The 22,987-nt window shown below is 42.6% G+C and carries 19 protein-coding genes and 2 pseudogenes; 8 read left to right on the plus strand and 13 right to left on the minus strand.

From position 1 onward, the window contains the following. Window positions 1-55 precede the first annotated feature (55 nt). On the plus strand, window positions 56-1,459 hold the full coding sequence (gene gnd / locus HPL003_RS21195) for a decarboxylating NADP(+)-dependent phosphogluconate dehydrogenase (RefSeq protein ID WP_014281809.1): 1,404 nt from the start codon (window positions 56-58) through the stop codon (window positions 1,457-1,459). Between the two features lie 413 nt (window positions 1,460-1,872). Here the strand turns inward: gnd and paiA are convergent, their stop codons facing one another. Together paiA and HPL003_RS21205 are read right to left on the minus strand one after the other, a co-directional pair. Then, the gene (paiA, locus tag HPL003_RS21200) at window positions 1,873-2,391 is read right to left on the minus strand and encodes a spermidine/spermine N(1)-acetyltransferase (protein WP_014281810.1); all 519 of its coding nucleotides are present in this window, start codon (window positions 2,389-2,391) and stop codon (window positions 1,873-1,875) included. A 26-nt stretch (window positions 2,392-2,417) separates the two neighbouring features. Beyond that, entirely contained in the window at window positions 2,418-2,870 is a 453-nt protein-coding gene (locus HPL003_RS21205) for a MarR family winged helix-turn-helix transcriptional regulator (protein WP_014281811.1), read from the minus strand. 114 nt (window positions 2,871-2,984) lie between these two features. Here HPL003_RS21205 and HPL003_RS21210 point away from each other — a divergent pair, with 114 nt between their 5' ends. Beyond that, on the plus strand, window positions 2,985-3,629 hold the full coding sequence (locus HPL003_RS21210; RefSeq protein ID WP_014281812.1) for a YczE/YyaS/YitT family protein: 645 nt from the start codon (window positions 2,985-2,987) through the stop codon (window positions 3,627-3,629). Window positions 3,630-4,006: 377 nt separating this feature from the next. On the opposite strand, the gene HPL003_RS21215 is transcribed toward HPL003_RS21210, so the two are convergent. Together HPL003_RS21215 and HPL003_RS21220 are read right to left on the minus strand one after the other, a co-directional pair. Next, window positions 4,007-4,690: a YjjG family noncanonical pyrimidine nucleotidase gene (locus tag HPL003_RS21215; protein ID WP_014281813.1), complete on the minus strand. Its 684-nt coding sequence runs from the start codon at window positions 4,688-4,690 to the stop codon at window positions 4,007-4,009. Window positions 4,691-4,897: 207 nt separating this feature from the next. Continuing rightward, a pseudogene (locus tag HPL003_RS21220) lies at window positions 4,898-5,119 on the minus strand (family 1 glycosylhydrolase); the annotation flags it as partial. Between the two features lie 39 nt (window positions 5,120-5,158). Between HPL003_RS21220 and HPL003_RS21225 the strand changes: the two are divergent. Continuing rightward, window positions 5,159-5,818 carry a carbohydrate-binding protein gene (locus HPL003_RS21225; RefSeq protein ID WP_014281815.1) on the plus strand — a complete coding sequence of 220 codons (660 nt, stop codon included), beginning with the start codon at window positions 5,159-5,161 and terminating at the stop codon, window positions 5,816-5,818. A gap of 167 nt (window positions 5,819-5,985) precedes the next feature. On the opposite strand, the gene HPL003_RS27905 is transcribed toward HPL003_RS21225, so the two are convergent. After that, a complete protein-coding gene (locus HPL003_RS27905) occupies window positions 5,986-6,213 on the minus strand; it encodes a helix-turn-helix domain-containing protein (RefSeq protein ID WP_081473747.1) in 228 nt (75 codons plus the stop codon). Between the two features lie 140 nt (window positions 6,214-6,353). Between HPL003_RS27905 and HPL003_RS21230 the strand changes: the two genes are divergently transcribed. Beyond that, complete coding sequence (locus HPL003_RS21230; protein WP_014281817.1) at window positions 6,354-7,277, plus strand: S66 peptidase family protein; 924 nt, start codon at window positions 6,354-6,356, stop codon at window positions 7,275-7,277. 673 nt (window positions 7,278-7,950) lie between these two features. Here the strand turns inward: HPL003_RS21230 and HPL003_RS21235 are convergent. Then, window positions 7,951-9,462, minus strand: coding sequence for a glycoside hydrolase family 43 protein (locus HPL003_RS21235; RefSeq protein ID WP_014281818.1), 1,512 nt, complete (start codon window positions 9,460-9,462; stop codon window positions 7,951-7,953). Window positions 9,463-9,662: 200 nt separating this feature from the next. Beyond that, a pseudogene (locus HPL003_RS27910) lies at window positions 9,663-10,086 on the minus strand (family 43 glycosylhydrolase). A gap of 410 nt (window positions 10,087-10,496) precedes the next feature. Here HPL003_RS27910 and HPL003_RS21245 point away from each other — a divergent pair. Next, window positions 10,497-11,708, plus strand: a complete 1,212-nt coding sequence (locus tag HPL003_RS21245) for a glycosyltransferase family 2 protein (RefSeq protein WP_014281820.1) — start codon at window positions 10,497-10,499, stop codon at window positions 11,706-11,708. A gap of 14 nt (window positions 11,709-11,722) precedes the next feature. After that, complete coding sequence (locus HPL003_RS21250) at window positions 11,723-12,835, plus strand: glycosyltransferase family 4 protein (protein WP_014281821.1); 1,113 nt, start codon at window positions 11,723-11,725, stop codon at window positions 12,833-12,835. Between the two features lie 570 nt (window positions 12,836-13,405). Here HPL003_RS21250 and HPL003_RS21260 read toward each other — a convergent pair. Both HPL003_RS21260 and HPL003_RS21265 read right to left on the minus strand, forming a co-directional pair. Beyond that, window positions 13,406-14,623, minus strand: coding sequence for a sialidase family protein (locus tag HPL003_RS21260; RefSeq protein WP_014281823.1), 1,218 nt, complete (start codon window positions 14,621-14,623; stop codon window positions 13,406-13,408). Window positions 14,624-14,665: 42 nt separating this feature from the next. Next, window positions 14,666-15,031, minus strand: coding sequence for a hypothetical protein (locus tag HPL003_RS21265; protein ID WP_014281824.1), 366 nt, complete (start codon window positions 15,029-15,031; stop codon window positions 14,666-14,668). A gap of 302 nt (window positions 15,032-15,333) precedes the next feature. On the opposite strand from HPL003_RS21265, the gene HPL003_RS21270 reads away from it, so the two are divergent. Beyond that, on the plus strand, window positions 15,334-16,305 hold the full coding sequence (locus HPL003_RS21270) for a hypothetical protein (RefSeq protein ID WP_014281825.1): 972 nt from the start codon (window positions 15,334-15,336) through the stop codon (window positions 16,303-16,305). Window positions 16,306-16,409: 104 nt separating this feature from the next. Here the strand turns inward: HPL003_RS21270 and HPL003_RS21275 are convergent, their stop codons facing one another. Both HPL003_RS21275 and HPL003_RS21280 read right to left on the minus strand, forming a co-directional pair. Next, window positions 16,410-17,447, minus strand: coding sequence for a Gfo/Idh/MocA family protein (locus HPL003_RS21275; protein WP_014281826.1), 1,038 nt, complete (start codon window positions 17,445-17,447; stop codon window positions 16,410-16,412). 1 nt (window position 17,448) lies between these two features. Next, window positions 17,449-18,468, minus strand: a complete 1,020-nt coding sequence (locus tag HPL003_RS21280) for a Gfo/Idh/MocA family oxidoreductase (RefSeq protein WP_014281827.1) — start codon at window positions 18,466-18,468, stop codon at window positions 17,449-17,451. Between the two features lie 180 nt (window positions 18,469-18,648). Between HPL003_RS21280 and HPL003_RS21285 the strand changes: the two genes are divergently transcribed. Next, complete coding sequence (locus HPL003_RS21285) at window positions 18,649-19,515, plus strand: MurR/RpiR family transcriptional regulator (RefSeq protein ID WP_014281828.1); 867 nt, start codon at window positions 18,649-18,651, stop codon at window positions 19,513-19,515. A gap of 244 nt (window positions 19,516-19,759) precedes the next feature. On the opposite strand, the gene HPL003_RS21290 is transcribed toward HPL003_RS21285, so the two are convergent. Together HPL003_RS21290 and HPL003_RS21300 are read right to left on the minus strand one after the other, a co-directional pair. Then, a complete protein-coding gene (locus tag HPL003_RS21290; protein WP_014281829.1) occupies window positions 19,760-21,238 on the minus strand; it encodes an Lsa family ABC-F type ribosomal protection protein in 1,479 nt (492 codons plus the stop codon). Between the two features lie 518 nt (window positions 21,239-21,756). Then, window positions 21,757-22,818, minus strand: a complete 1,062-nt coding sequence (locus HPL003_RS21300; RefSeq protein ID WP_014281831.1) for a polysaccharide deacetylase family protein — start codon at window positions 22,816-22,818, stop codon at window positions 21,757-21,759. Window positions 22,819-22,987: the final 169 nt, after the last annotated feature.

A 22,987-nucleotide genomic window follows, 5' to 3' on the forward strand; every position in this document is an offset into this window, starting at 1 on the left:
ATGCCCCCCCACTTCGTGAGGGGGTTACCCAATTAACCAACAAGGAGCTGGGAAAATGTTAAATACAATTGGTGTTATTGGTTTGGGGGTAATGGGGAGTAATATTGCTTTAAACATGGCTAGTAAATATGAGCAAGTTGCTGTGTATAATTACACGAGAGACTTAACCGATAAGCTCGTACAAAAACTTGAAGGACAGACTGTTACTCCTTACTACGATTTAGAAGCCTTTGTACAGTCCTTGGAAGTCCCAAGAAAAATCTTCGTTATGGTTACCGCAGGTAAAGCCATTGATTCGGTGATCCATTCCTTAGCCGCCTTCCTTGAAGAAGGTGATATCATCATGGATGGCGGTAACTCCCATTATGAAGATACGGAGCGCAGATATGATGAACTCAAATCGAAAGGAATTGGTTTTTTAGGGATCGGTATTTCAGGTGGTGAAGTCGGTGCTTTAACAGGGCCTTCCATCATGCCTGGCGGAGATAAAGATGTCTATGAAAAAGCTGCTCCGATTCTTACGAAAATAGCAGCACAGGTTGAGAGTGAGCCATGCTGTGTCTATATCGGTCCCAAAGGGGCGGGGCACTTTGTGAAAATGGTACATAATGGGATCGAATATGCAGATATGCAACTCATCGTCGAAGCCTATACGTTTTTAAGAGAAAAGTTGGGTCTATCGGTTGAGGACATAGCGGACATCTTTGAAACATGGAATCAAGGAGAATTGAAAAGTTATTTAGTCGAAATCACGGCAGAAATTTTAAGAAAAAAAGATGATGTAACCGGCTTGCCGCTAATCAATGTAATTCTTGATAAAGCCGGGCAAAAAGGAACAGGTAAATGGACAAGCATTCAATCCATCGATAATGGAATCCCAACATCGATCATAACCGAATCTTTATTTGCTCGTTATATTTCTTCTTTAAAAGAGGAACGTGTAATGGCAGAAACGATCTTGGCAGGACCAGACAAGGATCAACAAAGTCTGGATAAAGATATGTGGGTTGAATACGTCAGACAAGCCTTATATATGGGTAAAATTTGTGCCTACGCGCAAGGCTTTACCCAATATAAAATGACGTCCAGACAGTATAATTGGAATTTGCCATTAAAGGATATTGCCCTTATTTTCCGTGGTGGCTGTATCATTCGCGCACAATTTTTAAACGTCATAAGCGAGGCCTATCAGGAGAAGCCTAGTCTGACCAATTTATTACTCTCTCCTTATTTCGCGAAAAAGATTAAAGACTATCAATATGGATTGCGAAAAGTAGTGAGTAAAGGCATTCAAGCAGGTATCGCTTTTCCATGTTTAAGTGCTTCCCTCACATATTACGATAGCTATAGAACTGGAACGTCCAACGCCAACCTACTACAAGCACAACGCGATTATTTTGGTGCCCATACCTATGAACGAAGTGATTTAGAAGGAGTCTTCCACACAAACTGGCAGTGATATAAAGCGACAGTTCCCCCTTCCTTTTAGACCGATGGGAAGGGGATTTTTGCACCTACTTATCCGACCTTCCATACCGCTTACATTACATATATTACATTAAAATTTGATGCAGATTTTCCCGAAATGTACACCTTGGGCGAAGTATTTCAACGCGTCGATTGGCTCCTCAAATGGGTACATTCGATTTTCACGAAGCACTCTCTGTTTTTCATTTGTTGAGTCATGCCAATATCGCTATCCTTGATGGAAACCATACACATTCGTAAAAAATTACAATATAAAAAAATAATAAGGATTCGTATATCATCAGACAGTACTTGCTAAGTAAGCTGCCGTTATTTGAACAAGGAGTAGACCCAAACCCTTGGCCAATATCACAGTTTTATTACTGAAAAGATGTATTTACTAACCTATATTATTGTTTTGGTCATTATAAAATCAATTTGCTCTTCATCACCCATATAAAAAGAGTGTGCACCCGTTTGAACAAACCCCAGCTTCTTATAAAAAGCAATAGCGTTTTCATTTTTTTCCCATACACCGAGCCAGATTTCCTTTTTATTTTGTTCCATTGCAATTTCCATAGCTTTATTTAGCAGATATTTACCAAGCCCATATTTTTGATATCTGTTTTTTATATAAACCCTCTCAATTTCGAGTGACTCATCACCCATTTTTTCGGATTGGGCCTCATTCATATTTACCTTTAAATATCCAGCAAGTTCCTCATTAAAATAGATGAAAAAGATTTCTGAAGAGGCATTGGACAATTCCTCCTCCAACTGTTTAGAGTTAAATGCTCTTTCCAGATAGGCTTTCATATTTTCAGGTGAATTCTGATCTTTAAAAGTATCGTTGAATGTTTCAATACTTATTTCTTGGAGTATTTGTAAATCTTCACGGCCGCACTTTATTATTTTTACAGTCAATTTAATGTATCGCTCCTTCATATAAATCAATAATTTCTCTTGTTCCCCTTTTTTACAAATTCCCATTCATCCCCTACATTTTCTCTTACTCTTTGAAGAAGATTGAAAATGGTTTCTACTTCTCTTTCCGAAAATCCCTCTAATGCAACGTTATTGGAATGATCATTTTCTCTTTTTATAAAAGGATAAACATTGTTCCCTTTCTCTGTTGGAAAGAGCTTTTTATTTTTTTTGTTATGGTTATCCTCTTTCTTTTCAATAAAGCCATTAATTACAAGTTTTTTTATAGCACGAGATGCTGTTGTTCGATCTACTTTTATCATCTCAGCTAGCTTTTCTTGAATGATTCCTGGGTTTTCACATATTCGCACAAGATACAAATACTGCCCTTTTGTAAGGTCATATTCTTTAAATTCTATATTACTTATAGAATCTAATGCCCTTGCTATCATTCCAATTTCACGAAGTACTTCCTTCATAATTAACTCCTTTGCACCTATTTTGTTGCAAATGCAATAAAAATGATATATATTAAATTTACCCTAATTTTGTTGCGTTTGCAACATTAAATTATGATAAAGAGGTCGAGTAAAGTGAAATATGTTTTTTTTGTATTAGGAATTTTTATATTATCCCTAGGTATTTCGTTCACTATACAATCAGACCTTGGGACTTCACCTTTTGATGCACTTTTGGTAGGACTGTCCACTAATGTGGGGCTTACTGTGGGAAGTTGGGAAATAATAATAGCTATAATATTAATATGTTGTAATTCACTTTTAAAAAGACAAAAACCGGAAGTTTTGGGGTTGTTAACAGCATTTATAACGGGTATTGGTATTGATATGTGGCTTTTTTTATTGCACAATTTGATAACACCTGAACTATGGTACAGCAAAGTTGTTTGTTTTGGAATTGGTTTAGTTGTTGTAGGATTAGGAACTGCAACATATTTACAGACAAATTTTGCACCCATTCCAGTTGACCGATTAACATTAATCATACAAGAATTAACTAGAACAAATCTATTTTTTTCGAGAACATTCATCTACCTCATATTCTTGATAATAGGAGTGATTTTAAATGGACCCATTGGCGTTGGAACTTTGTTAACCGTTTGTTTAGGGGGGCTAATACTCAATTTCTTTATGCCATTTACTGAAAAAGTACTAGACCGCATATTAGCACACTCTGGTACATCACCAAATCATGAACAAGATAAAAAGCATTCTATATAGAATGCTTTTTATCTTGCTTATTCAACTAACCTGATCCGTTAGTTGACCTATCAAAGAACTGTGTTCATTGTAATATCATCACGTTGATTTCGATACAGAATTGTACTTTGTACTTAGTTCTGGATCTATCTCATTTTTCTACTAGAAAAACAACAGCTATCCATAGTACCAATTCAAGAAACCATCCCTAAAAGGTTTCTAAGTATTGCTATCAAAAAAGATTTGCCCCTTTCTTCGGCAGCTCAAAGGTTTATTGAGCTTTTTCAAAGCCGTACAGTATAAATTTGGGTATATAAAGGGCTTCTTGTTATACCAATCAACGAAGGATACGCTCCTAGAATCTTACTGAGTGACTTTTTAAATCCGAAATGACTTTCTCAAAGTATAATATTCGCTAGCTCCATCAGGCTTTTTATTTCATAGGTTGGTTGAATTTCAGATGCGTTTATTTTCCCAGCAGGATTGAACCAGCAGCTATCAATTCCGTAATTGTTTCCACCCTGGATATCCGAAGTCAAAGAATCTCCGATCATAAGAACCTTATTTTTATCCGAAATGGCAAGTTTCTTAAATGCATAATCAAAAATAGCGGCTTGTGGTTTTTGGCAGCCCACTTCCTCGGAAATAATCACCTGTTCAAACACATTACGCAGTGGCGAACGCTGAATTCGGGAGGTTTGTACCTCTTTGATTCCGTTCGTAATGATCGCCAAGCGACAATCGGAAAGCATTTCACAAATTTCAACCGCTCCGTTAATCAAAAAAGCTCCTTCACCCAAATAACGTAAATAAACAGTACTAAATTCATCTGGATTTAAATCCAACTCATGAACAGCAAACAATCGCTTGAACCTCTCCACTCGCAACTCCGCCGAGGTAATATGTCCTTCCTCTGCTTCCCGCCACAGCACACTATTGATTTCATCATAGCTGGCCTTATACTCAGTGGCCCCTTGTGGCAAGCCGGATTGGGTAAACGTGTTATGTAGTGCATGACGCTCTGCTTTTTTAAAATCAAATAGTGTATCATCAACATCAAACAAAATAACTTCGTATTTCATGATTGCCTCCATGTCATTAACTTACTATATTAGCCAGCCTCTTGCCCCTTAGAGCTGCCCCAACTGGAAGTATCAAACGCCGGGAGTAAACTAAAAATGCAGTTTGATCTCCCGGTTATTATACAGAACCTGATTGAGCCGTCAAGTCACGAACAGCGGAGCCAGAGTATTGTTAAATTACTTCTCGGTAGCTTCCGCTCTATGCCATCAATATTCCAAATCTTCTCCGTTGGAAGCAATGATTTTCTGATAATAATAAAATAAATCTTTTCGGATGCGTTTAAGGCTTCCTTGCCCCAAATCGTCTTGATCTACATAAATGAAGCCGTAACGTTTGGACATCTCGGATGTACCTGCCGATATAATATCAATGGGACCCCACCACGTATAGCCAAGCAAGTTGACCCCGTCCCTGATATATTTTTTCATTTATGCTACATGTTGGCCTAAATAGGAAAAGAGGCCCATGTGTATTTAGTCATTCAACTGGAAGACGCCATCAATCAGGCATTTGTCTTCTTGACCGAAAAGGAGTACCATCTTCCCATTCCATTTGATGAAAAGAGAACGTCTTATTCTCCAAAAGCTTTTAACGGAGAACTGCATCTATTGACTGCACGGCTCGCTACAACCGAAGAGACTGCGGCATACAAAAACCTTGCCAAAAATGAATATGATCATCATGGAAACACCTCTTTATTCCCTCATGCATCAGCCAATGTGGAGACCCGCGGTGAGGCTGTGTTTGCGGCTCGAAATGCCATTAACGGCAATACGGTCACATACTCCCATGGAGGATGGCCGTTTGAATCATGGGGAATTAACCAGCGCGATGATGCGGAGTTTAAGGTCCATTTTGGGCGGCTCGTTGAAATTGACAAGATTGTTCTATACCTGCGCGCCGATTTCCCGCATGATAATTATTGGACCAACGTAACATTCACCTTTTCTGACGACAGTAAGCAGACGGTAGAACTTTTGAAAACGGGCCAAGCGCAATCAATTTTGCTGGAACCCAAAAAAGTGGAATGGATCACTCTAGGCCAAATGATTAAATCGGATGACTCCTCACCATTTCCAGCCCTCACCCAGTTTGAGGTGTATGGGTGTGAAGCCCTGGACCGCTGATGATCTTATATATAGTGTTTTTGCTAACAAAAAAAAGCGCCATCGTGGCGACTTCTATGCGAATATACCAGACGTTGGTTTACCCTCCCCTGAATTCCAATCGTCCGGTGGCTGACTTGGATACTGGAAGAGATCCACCACACAGACAGGCTTTATTCCAACCGATTTCAGATGGTCGTCGAATCCCAGCGAGAAGCTCCAGCAACCTTTAATCTGTTCCGCTTCATATATAATACTGGTGACACTCCCACCATTCGCTGAAACATGCGACTGAAGTAAAATTCACTACGAAAACCGACCCCAGCCGCCACTTCCTTCACCCGATTGTTCTTCACATTAAGCATCTGCTTCGCCCGGGTCATACGCACATTGCTCAGATACTCGACTGGGGGCAAACCTGGATTACTTTTATCCCAAAGTGGCTTAATATAACCGTTAGCTCCTTTTCAGTACTGTGCAGCCGGCTTTGCTAATATAATCTAAAGACATGATATCACGGTGGCTTCTTCTATTTTCAGGAAAGGAAGATAAGTATATGCCGATACGTCCGCCAATATTACAGAGAGGTGATACCGTTGGAATCGTTACCTTGGGCAGCCCGCTGGATGCAAACATCATTAATGCACGGATCGAAACTTTGAGAGGAATGGAGTTCAATGTCGTATTGGGTCAATATGTATATACGCAAAACGGGTTTCTAGCCGGCACAGATGAGCAGCGGGCATCCGATTTGATGATGATGTTTCAAAACAAGCAGGTTAAAATGATACTTCCCACTAGAGGCGGCACAGGAGTGGCAGGAATTCTTCCGTATCTTGATTATAATGTGATCCGGAATAATCCAAAAATCGTTACAGGCTACAGTGACATAACGGTATTGTTAAACGTACTGCATCAATATGTGGATTTAATAACATTCCATAGCCTGCTGCTTATTGACTTCAAATCCGAAACGCCCGCCTATAATTTCGACCAGTTTTTTTCCGCTACAACCTTATATTCATTAACCCGACCGATCCTGAACCCGCCGGGAATTCCACTGATAAGCCGGGTTCCAGGCAACGTTACGGGTCCGCTTGTGGGCGGTAATCTGACATCGTTTGTCGATACGTTGGGTACGCCTTTCGAAATCGATACAAGGGGTAAAATTCTGGTTCTTGAAGAAACACATGAGCCTACCAATACCGTCTACAGGTACTTGAATGATTTGAAGCTGGCCGGAAAATTTAGTGACTGCATCGGCATTATTATGGGGGAATGTACAGGTTGTCAGGCGGCATACGGCACATCCTATGAGGATTTAATAAAAGAATTCGTTATACCTCTCGGTAAGCCCCTGTTAACGAACCTTGCAACAGGTCATGGTATTTATAAAGCGGCTTTGCCGATTGGCGCAACGGTTAATCTCAATACAGTCAATAATTCAATAACTGTGGTTGGACCCACCGTCAGTGTATAACGATCGATTCATAGGAGCAGACGAACTGCTTCACAATACGTTAATATTGCCAATATTGGAAATTATACTAATAAAATAACATAAAAAGAAAAAAATATATAAAAGGCATTAAAAGTGTATTTGAATTCGGGAGACCAATCATTCGAAAAACTATTCAATCCAACCCGCAGATACATTGTTTTACTTGTTTTTACATAAACCTCTGAATTGAGCTTTACCTGTTTGCCGTTCATTTGCAATCGGGGAAACGTTCGCCCTTCTGCCCAGGGGCCACATGAAGGTCCAGAATCTTTTGTCCTATTTCCAAATTCATATTTATTTCCTCCCAAGATATCTTTTTCTTCACTTGATTGATCTACTAACCAGTTTTAAACCTACTACAGATCCGAGTACCATGGCAATACACACGATCCTCAAGGCATTTCGGGATTCTCCATAAAATAGACACTGAATAGAGGCTCATCTGTAATTTGCTAAACAACAGTTGTTTCTTTATAGCGTTCCCATAAGACGAATGAGCGTATAACATCAACCTCCAGAGTCATATAGCACTTATATACCTTATAAAAAAACAGAAAACCCCGAGCTGGAAGAGCCAGATCAAGGTTTCAACATGCAATTTCATATCATAATCATTTATTATTAGAGCGCACCTGTTCCCAGCCACCAATGGTCAATTAAATTTGATATAACGGAGGTAATCGAAATCGGCATAGCCGCCCGCCTGCTTCGTAGCATAATTGAATAACCCGATCCGATAGCCCATAAAATGTTCAAGCAAATAGCTCATTTGCAACGGTTGGCCCAACGGATTCCATGCTTCATCGTCAGCTGAATAATAAAAGCGAGCAAGATCTAAGCTATCCCTGAAATCGAAATCAATCTTCAAGTAGATCCGGCTGTCCGACCAACGAACGGACTCAAGAGTCTCTTGGCTGCCGTTGCTGCCTTTGACACAATGGGTTAAGCGGCGTTCACCATTGTCCAGAACCTCTATGCCGATTGTGCCATATTGGCTCTGCAGCGCAACCAGTCCTGCATAATCGCCTACATTCATGAATGAAGTATCCAGTAGCGTTATGCCGCTGCAGGCCGGGCCTTCCGTACGCTGCGTTAATGTATTTCGGGCGAACTCAACGCCGGAGGCCACTTCCCCGGAGTGCAGACGCAACCAGCCTGCCCGTTCAGTCACTGACCAAAGCTCATGATCCGGATTATGATTCCACTGCCAATTCAGTGCCAATTTATTTTCACTGTAAATAAAATCATCGCTGATTACGAGCGGCGTGGGAGCCGCATCCGGCAGTTCAGCTTCAAAAGACTGGGGTGCTTTCCCGTTCACTCCAATCACGGGCCAGTCATCGACCCATTGCAGCGGGAGCACGCAAGGAATTCTTCCCACGGAGCCATGATCTTGGAACAGCAAGGCGTACCATTCCCCCGCCGGAGTGTCAATAATTCCGCCTTGCGCGATGCCATTATTCTGATAGCCCATGTCATCATCGAGAATGACCTTGTGTTCGTAAGGACCGAGCAGTTCACGTGAACGATAGCATAGCTGTCGTCTGCGCCGATTTCGAATACCTGGCCAATCAATAAAGAACAAATAATAATACCCGTTCAGCTTATGGGCATGACAGCCCTCGGCTCTCAGGTTAATCCCTTCACGTTCGGTCTCAAACAACAGCTGGTTAATTCCTCCGGCCTTAATGTCCTTGACATCCTCTGCCAGCTCCGTAATTCGGATATCCCCGTTGCCATGGAACACGAAGACACGGCCTTCATCGAACAACAGACTCGGATCATGGTGAAGTCCTTGAATGACATGTCGTTCCCATACCCCATTTTCGATGTCAGCCGTTTGGTAGACATAGAACTGTTGCATGTCATTGCTCGAAAAGCACACATAATAGAGATCGTTATGATAGCGCAGGCTTGACGCCCATGATCCATTTCCGTAAATGCCTTTCCCGTCGAGTAGCTCATGAGCCTCATTATCCTCGAAAGAATTGAATACATAATTGACAATTTTCCAATCTCTCAGGTTCTCCGATTTCATAATCGGACATCCAGGTATGGAGTGCATGCTTGTGCTAACCATATAGAACGTTTTCCCTACTCTGATTACATCCGGATCTGGCACATCAGCCCAAATGACCGGGTTAGTTATCGTTATTTTGCTCACATTCACCGCTCCTTGGTTCTTTACTTCTCGAACTCCCAGGATTTCATCTGAAAGAAATTACTTGTGTAGTAAATGCATCTCCTTTTTTACATTGAGTTATTTTTTAAATCGGATTCACAAAAAAACTGCTACCTTAGGGAATTACATAATGGATGCCATCCACTTGCAATTCGTTTGTGGCTTCCCTGGCGTGGATGGTTTCAATGGAATAAATGTGTCAAAATGGGTTCCGGCTTGCCCTCGAACGGACCATACGGACTGCTGCTGCGGGCAATGATTTTCCGGTGATCATTACTGGTGCCGCCTGAAGCCGTCATCAGGTAATATATCCCCTTGATTTTATACAGATGCGGTCCCTCCACCCATGGACCTCCGTCGCCTCTCCAAATCACCATAGATTCTGACAACACCATACCGGATAAGGGATCAATTTCGTACTGGACAATGTGGGATTCCAGTTCGGCTCCGCTCTGTACGGTCACATAAATGCGTCCATCGTTATCAAAGAAAAGGGATGGATCGATTCCCCCATAGGGTTAGAAGAATGGGATCGGACCAGGGACCCTCGGGCTGCTTTGCTGTCACGTAGAAATTTCCAATCGCTCTCACATCCGTCATAATCATGTAAAAGCGTCCCGCATGGTAACGCAAAGTGGGGCGTAAATCCCGTCGGAACTGCCGCTTGTTCGGAGATCCACCTGGGATCGACGGGTCAAAATAAAGATCAAGCTGATTTTTTTGCGGAAAATATATTGAGGCTGGGTATCTTTATTATACCTTCAAAGAATGCGATTACAATTCATAAAGTAAAGGTTTACACCCCCTAAATTAATAGAGGGCGTAACTTTATCACTCAGACTCCAGCGTCATTCTGAATGAGGATTTACCGAATTTTTAATAGAACTCAAACCCCTTTCATAAGGATGTCTGCTCATTTTTTATCCCAATAGATAGCACGTATGGATACTCGCACACGCGGGTTAAACGCCGTATCGTATACTGTTATACCTGTATGAAAGAAAGAGGTGGAATGAGTGGCTGATTTGGGAGTCGTTATGCCGCTATATAAGCAGGATCCCCATTTTCTAAAGGCAGCAATCGATTCGATTCAATCGCAACAGTTTCAGGACTTTGTCGTTCTAATCGTCATTGATGGAGCACCAGAAATGGAACCGATGGTCAAAACATTTATCCAAAACGATTCTCGATTTTTTATTCTATCTCAACCTAAAGACCAAGGGGTAGCAAAGTCGCTGAACATTGGGTTCAAGGAATTTTTTAAACATGAGCAAATTCAGTATTTGACTTGGGTTTCTAGCGACAACATCTACTATCCTTCATTTCTCGGAACGCTTCGTGAAAAATTGCTGAAAGGTCCCGATGAATTGGGACTGGTGTACAGTTCCTTTCAATCTATCAACAATGAAGGTAAACCATTGTATGATGAGTTCCAATTAGCTGTACAGCGAAAATACCAGTCCCAGCCTAAAGATAAATTATTGGACTCCTCCATTATCGGCGTCTCATTCATGTACAAATCCAAATATGCCAAAATGATTGATGGTTATCTCACGGTACCCATCGCAGATTACGAGTACTTTCTTAGAATCACGGAGCATTGCGAAATCCGTTTCCTTCCCGTAGAGCTGATGGACTACCGTGTTAACTCCACTTTTAGCGTCTCCTCTTCTCTCCAAACTGTGGAAAAACATCGGAACTGGAGGTACACGTACCACCTTGCTCGGCATCAAGCACGTATCAGGAGAGGTATTCCGCACCTGCTTACTGTGCTTTATCCACTCAACAAGGCAGATTCAACTGCGACAGAGAGGATTGAGAATTTATACGAGCAAACCTTCAGCAATTATGTATGTTACGTACTTGATTTAAGTCATGACCAACAAGTTTCCAACGTATTGTCGGCCATTTCACACCCGCTGACCAATTTTAAATGGCTTCCTAATGTAAATGAGGTCAATGCACTTTTTTATATCGTCCAAATGGTTCAGACCCCTTTTGTAATGATTATTAATTCAAAGCTGTACCCGGTCGATACAGATCTGGACATTTTGACAAACGGGCTCCTAAAGGCCGACTCCTTGGTATGCTCTAATTGTTACACAGAATCTCACAAAGAGGTTGGTTACCGCTACCCCGATAGTCCTTTTACTATCAGACACATGTATAACGAACTATTCCGTACTGAACAGTTAATTAAACTTCTGAAACAACACATTCATGACTGAAATGAGGAATGATTATGAAATTACTTTTTACCTTCTTTAATCCAAGCGGAGGCATGGAAACTTTAAATCGGATCCGTTGTAGAGCTTTGATTAAACAAGGGATAGAATGTCATCTGTTATATACCCTCGATGGAGATGGGAAGAAAAATATCAAGGGAATTCCAACATTTATTTTCTCGGATGAAACTCGGATAAGAGCACTTATTGAACGACAGAACTATGACGCTATTATTGTATGCACCGACATCCAGTTACTGTATCAAATCAGAATGATGGGTTATGAAGGACCTATGATCTTTGAAATACAAGGTATGGGTACTTATGAAAACGCACGTGCCATTCTTTCAGATTTCAGCGGACGGATCCTGTCATACGCGGATGCACTGCTTTATCCGGAAACTTCCCATCTGAAGAAATTACTCACTGAAATGTTTCCAGCCATGATGCATTTTTGTTTTGATGATCCTTTGGATACTGAAAGTTTTGGTTATTCATCGTACCCTCCCAAGCCCTTTCCCATTATTGGCTGGATCGGAAGAATCGAACGAAACAAGAACTGGAGAGATTTTCTAAATATCGGGGCGGCGCTCAAACTTCATTATCCCGATTTGTATATGTGGATGTTTGATGATGCGATGCTTTTTGAGCCGGATGAATTAGCTGATTTTGATCATATGGTATGTCAATTAAATCTTTCTGACAGACTCATCCGGCAATCCAACGTTCCTCATGAAATGATGGCAGATTATTTATCCCTTATAGGAGATTCCGGCGGTTTTTTATGCTCTACTTCCATCACTGAAGGGTTCGGATATGCCGTTGCCGAAGCGATGATTTGCAGATGTCCTGTTGTCACCACGGATTCGGACGGTGTGAGAGCATTCCTGTACCCCGGCAAAACCGGGTTGTTGTACCAAAGAGGAAATATTGATCAAGCGGTACAAGCGGGAATCTCAATCATGGAGAACAAATCCTTACGGTCCAAGTTAATACTCCGAGCCGAAAAGTTAATCAAGAAACGTTTTTCAACAGTAATGTACGTCAACCAGTTTAAAAAAATGCTGATAAATTTAAAAGATCGCCACGGTCAGAAAAGGGCGAATAGCTCCGTAAAACTAAATTCATGACAGGCGAGAGCTGTGGAACCAAACTAAAGCGGCAACATAACGTCTCGAAAAAAATCGTAGCCACTCTTCAGGGAATTATTGAAGTTTGGAATATAGCATATCACTTCATACCTATAACGTCCTGGCTCTCGAGGGAGAAATGCGTGTCACACACATCGTATGACCTTTTCTGAACATCGTCAAACTGGAGGAAGGAAATCCCTCGCTCTATATGATTAGCGAGGGATTTAACGGTCGAATTCTGGCAGCGCATACATTCCAATTGTTTTTAAATCGGATGCTGTACTGTATCACCGTCCTTATCATCAGCGAAATGGAAAAGCCTCTCAACATGCTGAATGAAATGTCGGCTTTCAGTGGTCACCCTCTTTCTACAGGGGGTTGTCCCCCATCTGAAAGACATACGAAACGTGTATCTACCGATGGCTGATACCTCTGTGCTGAGAATGGAGGCGAAACAAGCGGCTTTATTTCAACCGTTCATCATGCCTTGGCCGCGTTGTTCGTCCCCCCCTTGCCAACAAGGCAAGAGATATGGTGGACTCTGCTTCTGTGTGGATCACTTTCTCGTTATTGGTTATCGCCAAACCAAATGTTTTCAGTTCCTGTCCGTGTATCTGTCCAAACGGTAACAAGACGGTCTGTTTGAGGGACAATGGCATTACCAATGTAGTCTCCGATCAGGGGAAGGCCTGCAACGCTAAACGAAGTCGTCGTGATACGGGTATTTGTAAACGTTGTTCCACCGTCCCTCGATGTAGCAAGAAAAACGTCAATATCCGGTGAATTTAGCCGATTTGTGTAATAGGAAACAAACACCGCCCCATCCGTGGGGGAAACGGTGATCGTCGGGAAAAAGCTCTGGGATCCCACCGGGCTGTTGGTAATGGGCACCGGTGCCCCCCAATCTACGCCAAAACTCGTAGAGATTGCGATGAAGATATCGGAATAACCTTGCCGATAGTCCTGCCACACGGCATAAACATTTCCTTGAGTCGTTGGCGCATTTGAGATGTCTGCTGACAAGGAGGGATACGTCAAGCACCTGAATTGATATCCTGGCAGTGGCGAAGGCGGAACGACGACGGGGGCAATCTGGGTTTCAGTTTGGAATGTTGCTCCACCGTCCAGTGATGTACGAATTTTAAATTCGGTATTACCAGGAGGTTGGGTTATCCAACCCACGATAAGAATTCCATTTAACGTGATTGCAATTCCAGGGAATTCTTCAAACTCGGTGACTGAAGAAAGGAGACTGGGACCAGAGTACGTGCTTCCCCCATCTAGGGAGCGATTGAAGAATATTGTATTTCCCGGTATAAATTGCGTGTTGTAATCATGCGTATAACTCGTATAAATGTTTCCAAAAAATGGGCTGGATCCGGCCTTATCGGTGGCCACAACCACCTGATCGTCATTGACAAACTGCCCATATCCTTGGTTCACAATGACCGGAGGACCGAATGAAGATGCATTGTCGTTAGACGTATAGGAAACAATCGTTCCGCTGAGACCGTCTGAATCAAAGGCGTGAGCTGCCACGACGAACGAACTGGGGAAAAAATAATCAATATGAGGCGCCTCTATGCCGGTGAATCCGTTTGGTAACGGGAGCAACGTCGTGCTCCATGAGGCACCTGCATCGATTGACTGGTATAGGCCAATATTCGGCGGGCCTGCACTTAGATCGACCGCCACCGCCACCATAACGGAGGGATTCAGCCAGTTTACCGCGATGGTTGGCTCAAACTGGCTACTCGTACTTGGCGAGATTTGTATATTTACCATGAGTACCTCCCTTTATATTCAGGAAATTGTAATCACCTCAACTTATGGGTTAAGCTGCCCAATTTGAGTGAGTTGTTCTTGCAGTACCTTTTGATGAGGAATTACGTTTCCGGATGAATCTGTTCCGAATACAGTAATGACAGTATCTGTTGGAACAGTGCCTGTAACAAGAAATTGAACTTGGTAAGAAGTATTACCTGCAATGTTAAAATTCAGAATTTGACTCGTGTTCGCATTGATGTTCAGTGAATTGGAATATACCAGTGCCTTACTTACCAAGCTATTCCACACATAGATGTGATAAACAACGTTAGATGAAAAACTAAGATTATCATTATCAATGTTAATGACAATGTTTGATGCAGGGGTGGTTCCCGTATTCGTAATGATACCAGTTGTTAAAGGCATGAAATCACTACCTTTCAATCCGTTTTTATTACTATATGAACTTCGGGTCCAAGTGTGTGGACAATGTTACAGGGCTTTCTACCATTTTTATCTGTTAAGATTTCCATTGAAGCTTCGAGCAATCCATTTACAAAGGCTATATTGAGCAGGTACACTTCTCTTCTAGAGTCTTGAACTTTAGCCGAGGCAGGTGCAGCCGTTATCGACCTTGATGAAGGGATAGCAATTTTATGATACACTAGTGTTAATTTCGACTTGGATTAGAATCTCCTGAGAAGTGGTAAGAAAGGCGGAATTCGTCAATGACATATACGTTTATAATTGAACCGAAGACATATACGGCATTTCACAACGAGGATGTGCTAATTGAGCAGTGCAGGGCATGGGGCCTTCTGTCGGAGAAGGCAACCAAGCTCAAGACTTTTTATTATAAAGGCAACGACCTGAACGTCCCCTGCACCATAGTGGGGTGTGTCGATTACATGACTACGGTTATTGAGTTCGACAACGGCCAGAAGCACTGCATTCATCCCTCTTATCTGAAAGAGATGCAGGCTTCCAGCTTCGGGGTACGCAATACCAGCGCTGCCGGAACAGACAAGAGCGACGATTCAGTAGTCCTATCCACGGCAGCTACGACGAATACAAGCGAAGCTGGCACCGCCTCCCCTGCAGATGCTGCTTCCATGGACAAGGCCGGAATGGATACATATTCGGCAGCTATGGTTGGAGAAGCACCCGAATTGGGCCAGCCGGTTGTGGGTGAAACCGACGGCGCGGACCCGTTCTTGGGTGCAAACGCAGGTGACATGGAAGACAGTATGGATGACAGCATAGAGACTGGTGCCGAGCGTTCTGGTTCCGGTTTTAAGGGTGACCCAGATGGTCTGGTGGAGGAATATGTTGGCCCTAGCGGCAAGCCGCTTCTGGATGCCGCACCTTCAGTCCAAACCAGCCGGGCCAAGGCGGCCAAGCTGGAGCTGCCGGAAGGCAAGGTGAAAATGACTGCTGTTGTGAAAGAGTTCACGACAGTACCGAACCATTTTGCAGATAGTGATGACGAAGTGATTATCTATGAAGCGGTATCCATCTTAGAACCGGATGTGCTGGAGGTAGGCGAGGCCTGGTCAAGCCACAGCGTCACAATGAAGAAGCAGGAGCTGGAAATAGGCGACACCCTCACTTTCGAGGCTAAAATGATCAAGAAAAAACTTGCCAAGCACCCAGTCGCTTTTAAGATTAACAACCCTTCAAAGATCCAGAAAAATACTTGATCAAGTTCCAGCTATCTGAAGCTCGGCCATGAAGGCCATATGAACATAGGAAAAGTCAGCACCGGTCTTGTACTTCGGATGGCGAGCCCATGAATCCCGCCATGTCAACCTGCATCACACGTGTCACCAGTACTGGAACGCTGGTTGCGACGGTTCAATTTATCAGGTCCGAATACAAGATTTGCGGATTGCTTGGCCATCTCAATAACGTTCATAACCTTCTCGCTATGCTCAAGCATGACTGCGACTTTTTCCAAATCAAGTTCTTTGATGATACGGTCAAATTCAACGAATTCGTCATACATGCGATGCGGATGCTCTTTCAAATCTACCCGAATTGGCGTTTCCTTATTGAGGACGTAATCAAAGCATTCGATGATATTCGCTGAACTTGCCATGTGTATATATCCCTTATTGCCTTGAATGTTCACTGCATTGGGGGCTGTACTGTCTTTGGAACCTATGCAGACACACTTGAAATCACCGTAATCCAGCAGCAGCATACCTGAAGTGTCAATACCACGTTCCATGTTTGCCCAATACTCTACCTTCTTAGGGCTCCCAAAGAAACCAACAACCAAATGAATATTATATAAATTAATATCCATCAAGGCTCCACCAGACATTTCCGGGTTAAAGGCAGGTAGGATTTCTCCCGCTTTGAAGGCTGCATATCGCGATGAATATTGGGAATAGTTACATTCCACTATTTTGATCTCACCCAGCTTAGGCAGATACTCCTTCATAGACAAATAATTTTTTAGATATTGAGTTGTAATGGCTTCCACTAACACCAGTTCTTTTTGTTGAGCAATCTCTTTAAGCTCTATGAATTCTTGTAAATTAGAAGTGAACGGTTTCTCACAAATGACATGCTTTCCGCTCATTAATGCTTCTTTGGCATATGAATAATGAAGATGATTGGGCAGCCCGATGTAGATTGTATCTACATCATCATTTTCGAGCATTTTGTTGTAATCTGAATAGATCTGGGAAATCCCATACTTTTTCTGCAGAGACAGCAATTTTTCCTGGTCCTTAGGTCTTGAGCTGATTGCCTGTAAGGTAATCGTAGGGATTTCCTGGATAAAGCTTAATAAATCTCCCACAATCATTCCTACTCCAACGATTCCCAATTTCATTTTAGTTGCACTCCTCTACGCCTTTTTCAAGTATTTCCATAGCAGTTATTGTTTCTTCGTCTTTAATCACTTTTTCTTTGCCATGTACGATGGCTTGATAGATATCGTCATACACTCGAGCATAATCACCCTTTTCAGAGACCACTTTTTCTTCATGATACTTGCCTTCATCATCCAGGTACGTTAAGATTCCATAATGCTGAGGTAAATCAATACCAAAGTCGGCGTGCCTCTTGGGAAGGTAAAATAATTTTAGGTGTTCCTCCTGGCGGTCCTCGGTTTGTTTCACGAAAACACCCTTTTTACCATATACAACAAAACTCGGACGCGCTTTTAAGCGGAAAAAGCTCGATTTGATGGATACTTTGAGTGAGGAATAATAAAAGTCCAGATCGAAGTAATCATTCATTCTACCGGAGCCCAGCAATTGACGAACATCGTAATGAATCGTGTCAGGCTTCCCAAAATAGGATAGCACCTGGTCAATGGTGTGAACTCCATGCCCGTATAAATAACTGTTATATTTGGAAAAATGGGAGGTGGCGTTCGGGATCTCCGGTCGATAATAATCGTAATGCATTTCCACCTCCAGCAAATCTCCAAGTTTTCCTGATTCAATAACTTTCTTTGTAGTGAGGAAATCCGAATCATATCGTCTGTTCTGATAGCATTGGATCACCAGATTTTTCTCTTTGGCGTATTGAAAGATGGACACTGCTTCATCTTTTGTTAACATAAAAGGCTTCTCAACAAGCACATTCTTTCCGTGGTCGAGCGCCATTTTCGCATAAGAATAATGGGACTCTGTATGTGTACAGACAACAATCAACTGAATCTCCTTATCATTCATTAAGGCTGCAATATCATCTGTGTAAAGTACTCCAGGCGTTTTCTCCCACTCCGCTTTATCTGGATTACGGGCGTATATCGTCTTTACTTTCAAGTGATCTCGGTTCAATGAAAAAGGAAGATGGTAACGGTTGGTGCTTTTGCCATTCCCAATGTATCCGATGGTCAGCATATTCATTCCCCCTCAGGCTCTTTTTCATTTATTATAAAAGAAGAAAGTCGTGCGTAAAGGATTTGCCGCCATAACGGTACATTCGACCAATGATTTGTATCCATGACGGCTTATTTTTAAACAAAATGTTTATTTGATGTTCTTGATCCACGTTATTTCAATTAAGCTGGGGTGAATCTGTTGAAAATACTGACGCAATTATCAGATATGCATAATTTTACACCAAATGAAAAAAGCATCGCTTCCTATATTTTGACTCATAAGGAACGTATCCTTCACTTAACTGTTCAAGAACTTGCGAAAGTTACGTATACCTCGCATTCCGCGATTAACCGTTTGACTCATAAACTTGGACTATCTGGCTTCAAGGAGTTCATCATCAAACTTGCTCTGGAATTCCAGCAAAACACCCAGAACATTTCCAATGTGGACCCCAATTACCCTTTCAGCTTGGGGGAGTCTTCACTTCAGGTGGCAAAAGAGATTGCGGAATTAATGAAGGAAACCATTGAAAAAAACTTTGCGTTTATGGATGATGACTTGCTGTCACAAACAGCCCAGTTGCTGGATCGAGCAGAAAGAATTTTCATCTATGCCTTGGGCGATTCACAAATCCGAGCGAAAAGTTTTCAGAATAAATTGTTTAAAATCAACAAATATGTAGTCATTGCCACTGAGCTATCCGAATGGGCTCACCATACCGTCAATCTTACACCACGAGATTGCGCCATTTTCTTAACCTACCATGGAAAGTCGCCGAGTTATATAAAAGCGGCTCAACATTTCAGACACGAGAACATCCCTTTTATAACGATCACAGCGACCAATCAAAGTGAGTTGGCAAATCTCAGCACGATCTGTATACAGGTTCCTAATGACGAAGTGAAACTTGCCAAGATTGGTACATTTTCTTCGCAAATCGCCTTTGACTACGTGTTAAACGTTATATACTCCTGTATCTATAAAATCGACTACTTGAAAAACATGCAAACTGCAACAGAATCGTTTAAAAAGTTCTATGTCAATGACATGATGGATGACGTATAGAGTGAATAGAATCCTCTTCTTCGTCTTCATAGATAGAGAAGTGGCTAAAAGGAGGCTGACGTAACCATTAGAACGGATCCTAAGACTGGCGGAGGTTCTCACGCAAAGGCTACTACAAAAGGCTACTATAAAAGGCTACTAGCAACAGTCTGCTTGTAGCCTTTTTATTTAAACAAGTATTTGTTATATACATCCCTTTCTTGAATCAATTGCGATTATGTCTGGTATGAGAAAAATAAGCTGGTCAAAGCTCAACCATTTTTGTTGCGACATTGTTGCAGAACTCGCTGTCATGTTCCACAAAAAGTATCGTTGGCGAATACTCCAGCAGCAGCTCTTCAATTTGCATACGGGAAATGACATCGATGAAATTCAGCGGCTCATCCCAAATATGCAGATGAACCTGCTCGCTCAGGCTTTTGGCAATCAGCACCTTCTTCTTCTGGCCGCCGCTATAAGCGGATAGATCCTTCTCGAATTGCACTCTGGAGAAATCAAGCTTTCTCAGAATAGATTTGAAAAGGCTCTCGTCAATCCCGTTGTCCCGGGCGTAATCTGTCAGACTACCCTGCAAATGCGAGGTATCTTGGGACACGTAGGAGATTTTTAGCTGACTGTCCTTTGTGAAGCTGCCAGTGTGGTCTATATCCACGCCGCAGATTAGTTTGAGGATACTTGATTTTCCGGAGCCATTTTTTCCCGAAAGCGCGATTCGCTCCCCCTGCTCAATCGTAAAACTCACGTCTGCACAAACCTGTTTTTCTCCGTAAAAAATAGAAACCTGTTCAAGCTCGGCAAGCACTTTTTTATGATAAGCAAGCTGTGAGATCTCCAGGGTGTCCGAGCTTTCTATATTTTTCAGCAGTTTGGATTTTTCGGCAAGCGCCGATTGCTGTCTTTGCTCAATGGACTTAGACCGTTTCATCATCTTGGCAGCTTTATGGCCGATATAGCCTTTGTCTACCTTGGAGCCGGAATTTCTGGTTCCGTTTTTAGTTTTTTCCACTTCGTAAGACCAGTTCCCCGTACGCTTGGAAGAATCTGATAGGCGCTTAATGTCTTTTTTAAGCTTCTCGTTCTGTGCAAATTCAAAGTTATCCTGTCTCTCCTTATTCTCCCACCAGCTAGAAAAATTACCTTTTTGAATCTCAATGTTGGTTTTGTTGATGGACAGGATGTGATCCACACAGTTATCCAGAAAGGATCTGTCGTGAGAAACCAGAATATATCCGCTTTTGGTACTCAGATAATTACTGACCAATTTTCTAGCATTCATGTCCAGATGATTCGTGGGCTCATCGATCAACAGAAAGCTGTTTTCCTTAATAAACAATGCGGCCAGGAGCACTTTCGTCTGCTCACCGTTTGACAAAGAAGCAAATGGACGATATAGAACGTCTTCATCAACCTTCAGCAATGAGAGCTCACGCATGAATTGCCATTGAACATAGTCTGGAAAGATTTCGTTGATTACATCCAGCGTATGATCTTCCTTGTTTGGCACAGGATACGGAAAGTATTCAAAATTGACATTAGCAGAGATAGCCCCGCTGTATTCATGTTTGCCGAGCAGTAACTGAAGAAATGTGGTCTTCCCTCTTCCGTTCCTGCCCGTAAATCCCAGCTTCCAATCAGTGTCGATCTGAAAATTCACGTTTTCGAATATGTTATCGTAGCTACCATCATAGGCAAACGTCAGGCTGGTAACATTAATTAATGACATCATGTGGTCCTCCTGTATAAAAAATAAAAGCCGCAAGAAAGTTAATTTCTCGCAGCTCAAATAGATACAGAAAAACCAGCCAGCCTCCCAATGGAAGGCAGATGATTAAGGATCTAACGTTTGAGTGAGAAGAAAATGTAACTTTCTTGCTTATAAAGCAATAAAACATGCGAAACTTATCGCACTAAAATGTTTTATTAGTTTATAGATCAGCAAGAAAATCCTACATTATCCTTCTCAACCCCATTCATTAAAGTAAATGTATATTATCATACCATTTTATTAAACACAACTCCTCAATGTTAATTTATTTAAATATTAGATGTTTTATAAGTACATGTTTCATAAGTACAATATCAGCGAAGCCATACAACTTCAACACATTCGTCTGAAATACAGCAGAAGTATCCCTTCTCACCCAACGGCTATCACTCATGTCGGGGATACTCACAAAAACCCGGGCGGGGAAGATCCCGCCGGGATTTTGTTTGAAAGGATCATTTACCGCTTCTGGATTTTTAATTGATCTCCAAATAATCAATGTACGCATCCCATGTCCCGTCATCGGCTGTTACAACAAGCTCAATCTCTTGATTTCCGGTTCCATGGCTGACATTGTTTAGGGTGTAGACCGCAGGGCTGCTCCCACCGAAGTAGAAGGTTCCCTTCGTCTGTCCGCCGATTTTCAAGTCAACTCTAGCCATGTTGGAGTTATTCGAAGCACCACGGAGTGAGAAATTATGGGTACCGCTCTCGAAATACTGTGTGTATTTCACCGAATCATTGTTGGCGTATAAAGCAACTCCGGAGAACGGCGAGCTGATATTCGAGGTGTACTGACCGCCTTTGGTCATACTCTCGCATTCCTTTTTCGTACCTGTGCTTGGTGTACCGCCGTCAGGCGCGACCGCCCGGCCGGTACTCGTCGAGATCATGCCAGAGCAAAGGCCCCGGCTCTTGAGGTTCTGCGCGATCTGCGGGATCGCTTGGAGTGTATTCTGGTACTGGTCATGCATCAGAATCACGTCGCCGTTTTGCAGCCTGCCTGCGGCGGCTACGATCTGGGCGGTGGTGGCTCCATTCCAGTCCTGGGAGTCAACGTTCCATAGCACTTCGGTAAGGCCGTTTTGGGTCTCGATGGACTTCAAGGTCGCGTTGGTTTCGCCGTACGGCGGACGGAACAACTTCGGTGCCGTGCCGGTAATGGACTGCAGCGTTTGTTGCGTGCGTGTAATTTCCGATGACATCTGTGAGGCGCTCAGTTGCGTCATATGCGGATGCGACCATGAATGGTTGCCGATCCACATGCCTGCTGCCTGCTGGTCCCGTACGATTGATGGGTAATTCTGCGCATTCTGTCCAAGGTTGAAGAACGTTGCGCGCAAGCCGTTTTGCTTCAGTGTGTTAAGCAGCGTTGTGGTGTTGTTGGGATTCGGACCATCGTCGAAGGTTAATGCTACATAGCCGTTCGAACAATCAGCCGCAAGCGCCTCGTTGTCGGACGTCGCCAGCGAGCCCATGAACAAAGACACGATGAGCGACCCGATCGCCACCCATTTTCCTGCTTTAGCTTTAAACATGGTTCTATTCCTCCTTGCAATTTTGAATGGCTAGTATCGTTGTTCGCGTCACTCCGAACCGCTTCAACTCTCTACTAGATTTGGGATTTGTCCTTAGCTCCTTCCGATCTTTTAACATCCCGACAAAAAAAGCATTTTGCGGGGAAGATCCCGCCGGGATTTTGTTTGA

This window comes from Paenibacillus terrae HPL-003 (assembly GCF_000235585.1).
In the GTDB taxonomy this organism is placed as follows: domain Bacteria; phylum Bacillota; class Bacilli; order Paenibacillales; family Paenibacillaceae; genus Paenibacillus; species Paenibacillus terrae_B.

Coding starts and splice junctions, on each gene's coding strand:
- HPL003_RS21250 (WP_014281821.1), top strand. CDS start 11,723: ATGAAATTACTTTTTACCTTCTTTAATCCAAGCGGAGGCATGGAAACT.
- HPL003_RS21275 (WP_014281826.1), bottom strand. CDS start 17,447: ATGAAATTGGGAATCGTTGGAGTAGGAATGATTGTGGGAGATTTATTA.
- HPL003_RS21300 (WP_014281831.1), bottom strand. CDS start 22,818: ATGTTTAAAGCTAAAGCAGGAAAATGGGTGGCGATCGGGTCGCTCATC.
- HPL003_RS21270 (WP_014281825.1), top strand. CDS start 15,334: ATGACATATACGTTTATAATTGAACCGAAGACATATACGGCATTTCAC.
- HPL003_RS21290 (WP_014281829.1), bottom strand. CDS start 21,238: ATGTCATTAATTAATGTTACCAGCCTGACGTTTGCCTATGATGGTAGC.
- HPL003_RS21265 (WP_014281824.1), bottom strand. CDS start 15,031: ATGCCTTTAACAACTGGTATCATTACGAATACGGGAACCACCCCTGCA.
- gnd (WP_014281809.1), top strand. CDS start 56: ATGTTAAATACAATTGGTGTTATTGGTTTGGGGGTAATGGGGAGTAAT.
- HPL003_RS21260 (WP_014281823.1), bottom strand. CDS start 14,623: ATGGTAAATATACAAATCTCGCCAAGTACGAGTAGCCAGTTTGAGCCA.
- HPL003_RS21215 (WP_014281813.1), bottom strand. CDS start 4,690: ATGAAATACGAAGTTATTTTGTTTGATGTTGATGATACACTATTTGAT.
- HPL003_RS21205 (WP_014281811.1), bottom strand. CDS start 2,870: ATGAAGGAAGTACTTCGTGAAATTGGAATGATAGCAAGGGCATTAGAT.
- HPL003_RS21230 (WP_014281817.1), top strand. CDS start 6,354: ATGCCGATACGTCCGCCAATATTACAGAGAGGTGATACCGTTGGAATC.
- HPL003_RS21280 (WP_014281827.1), bottom strand. CDS start 18,468: ATGCTGACCATCGGATACATTGGGAATGGCAAAAGCACCAACCGTTAC.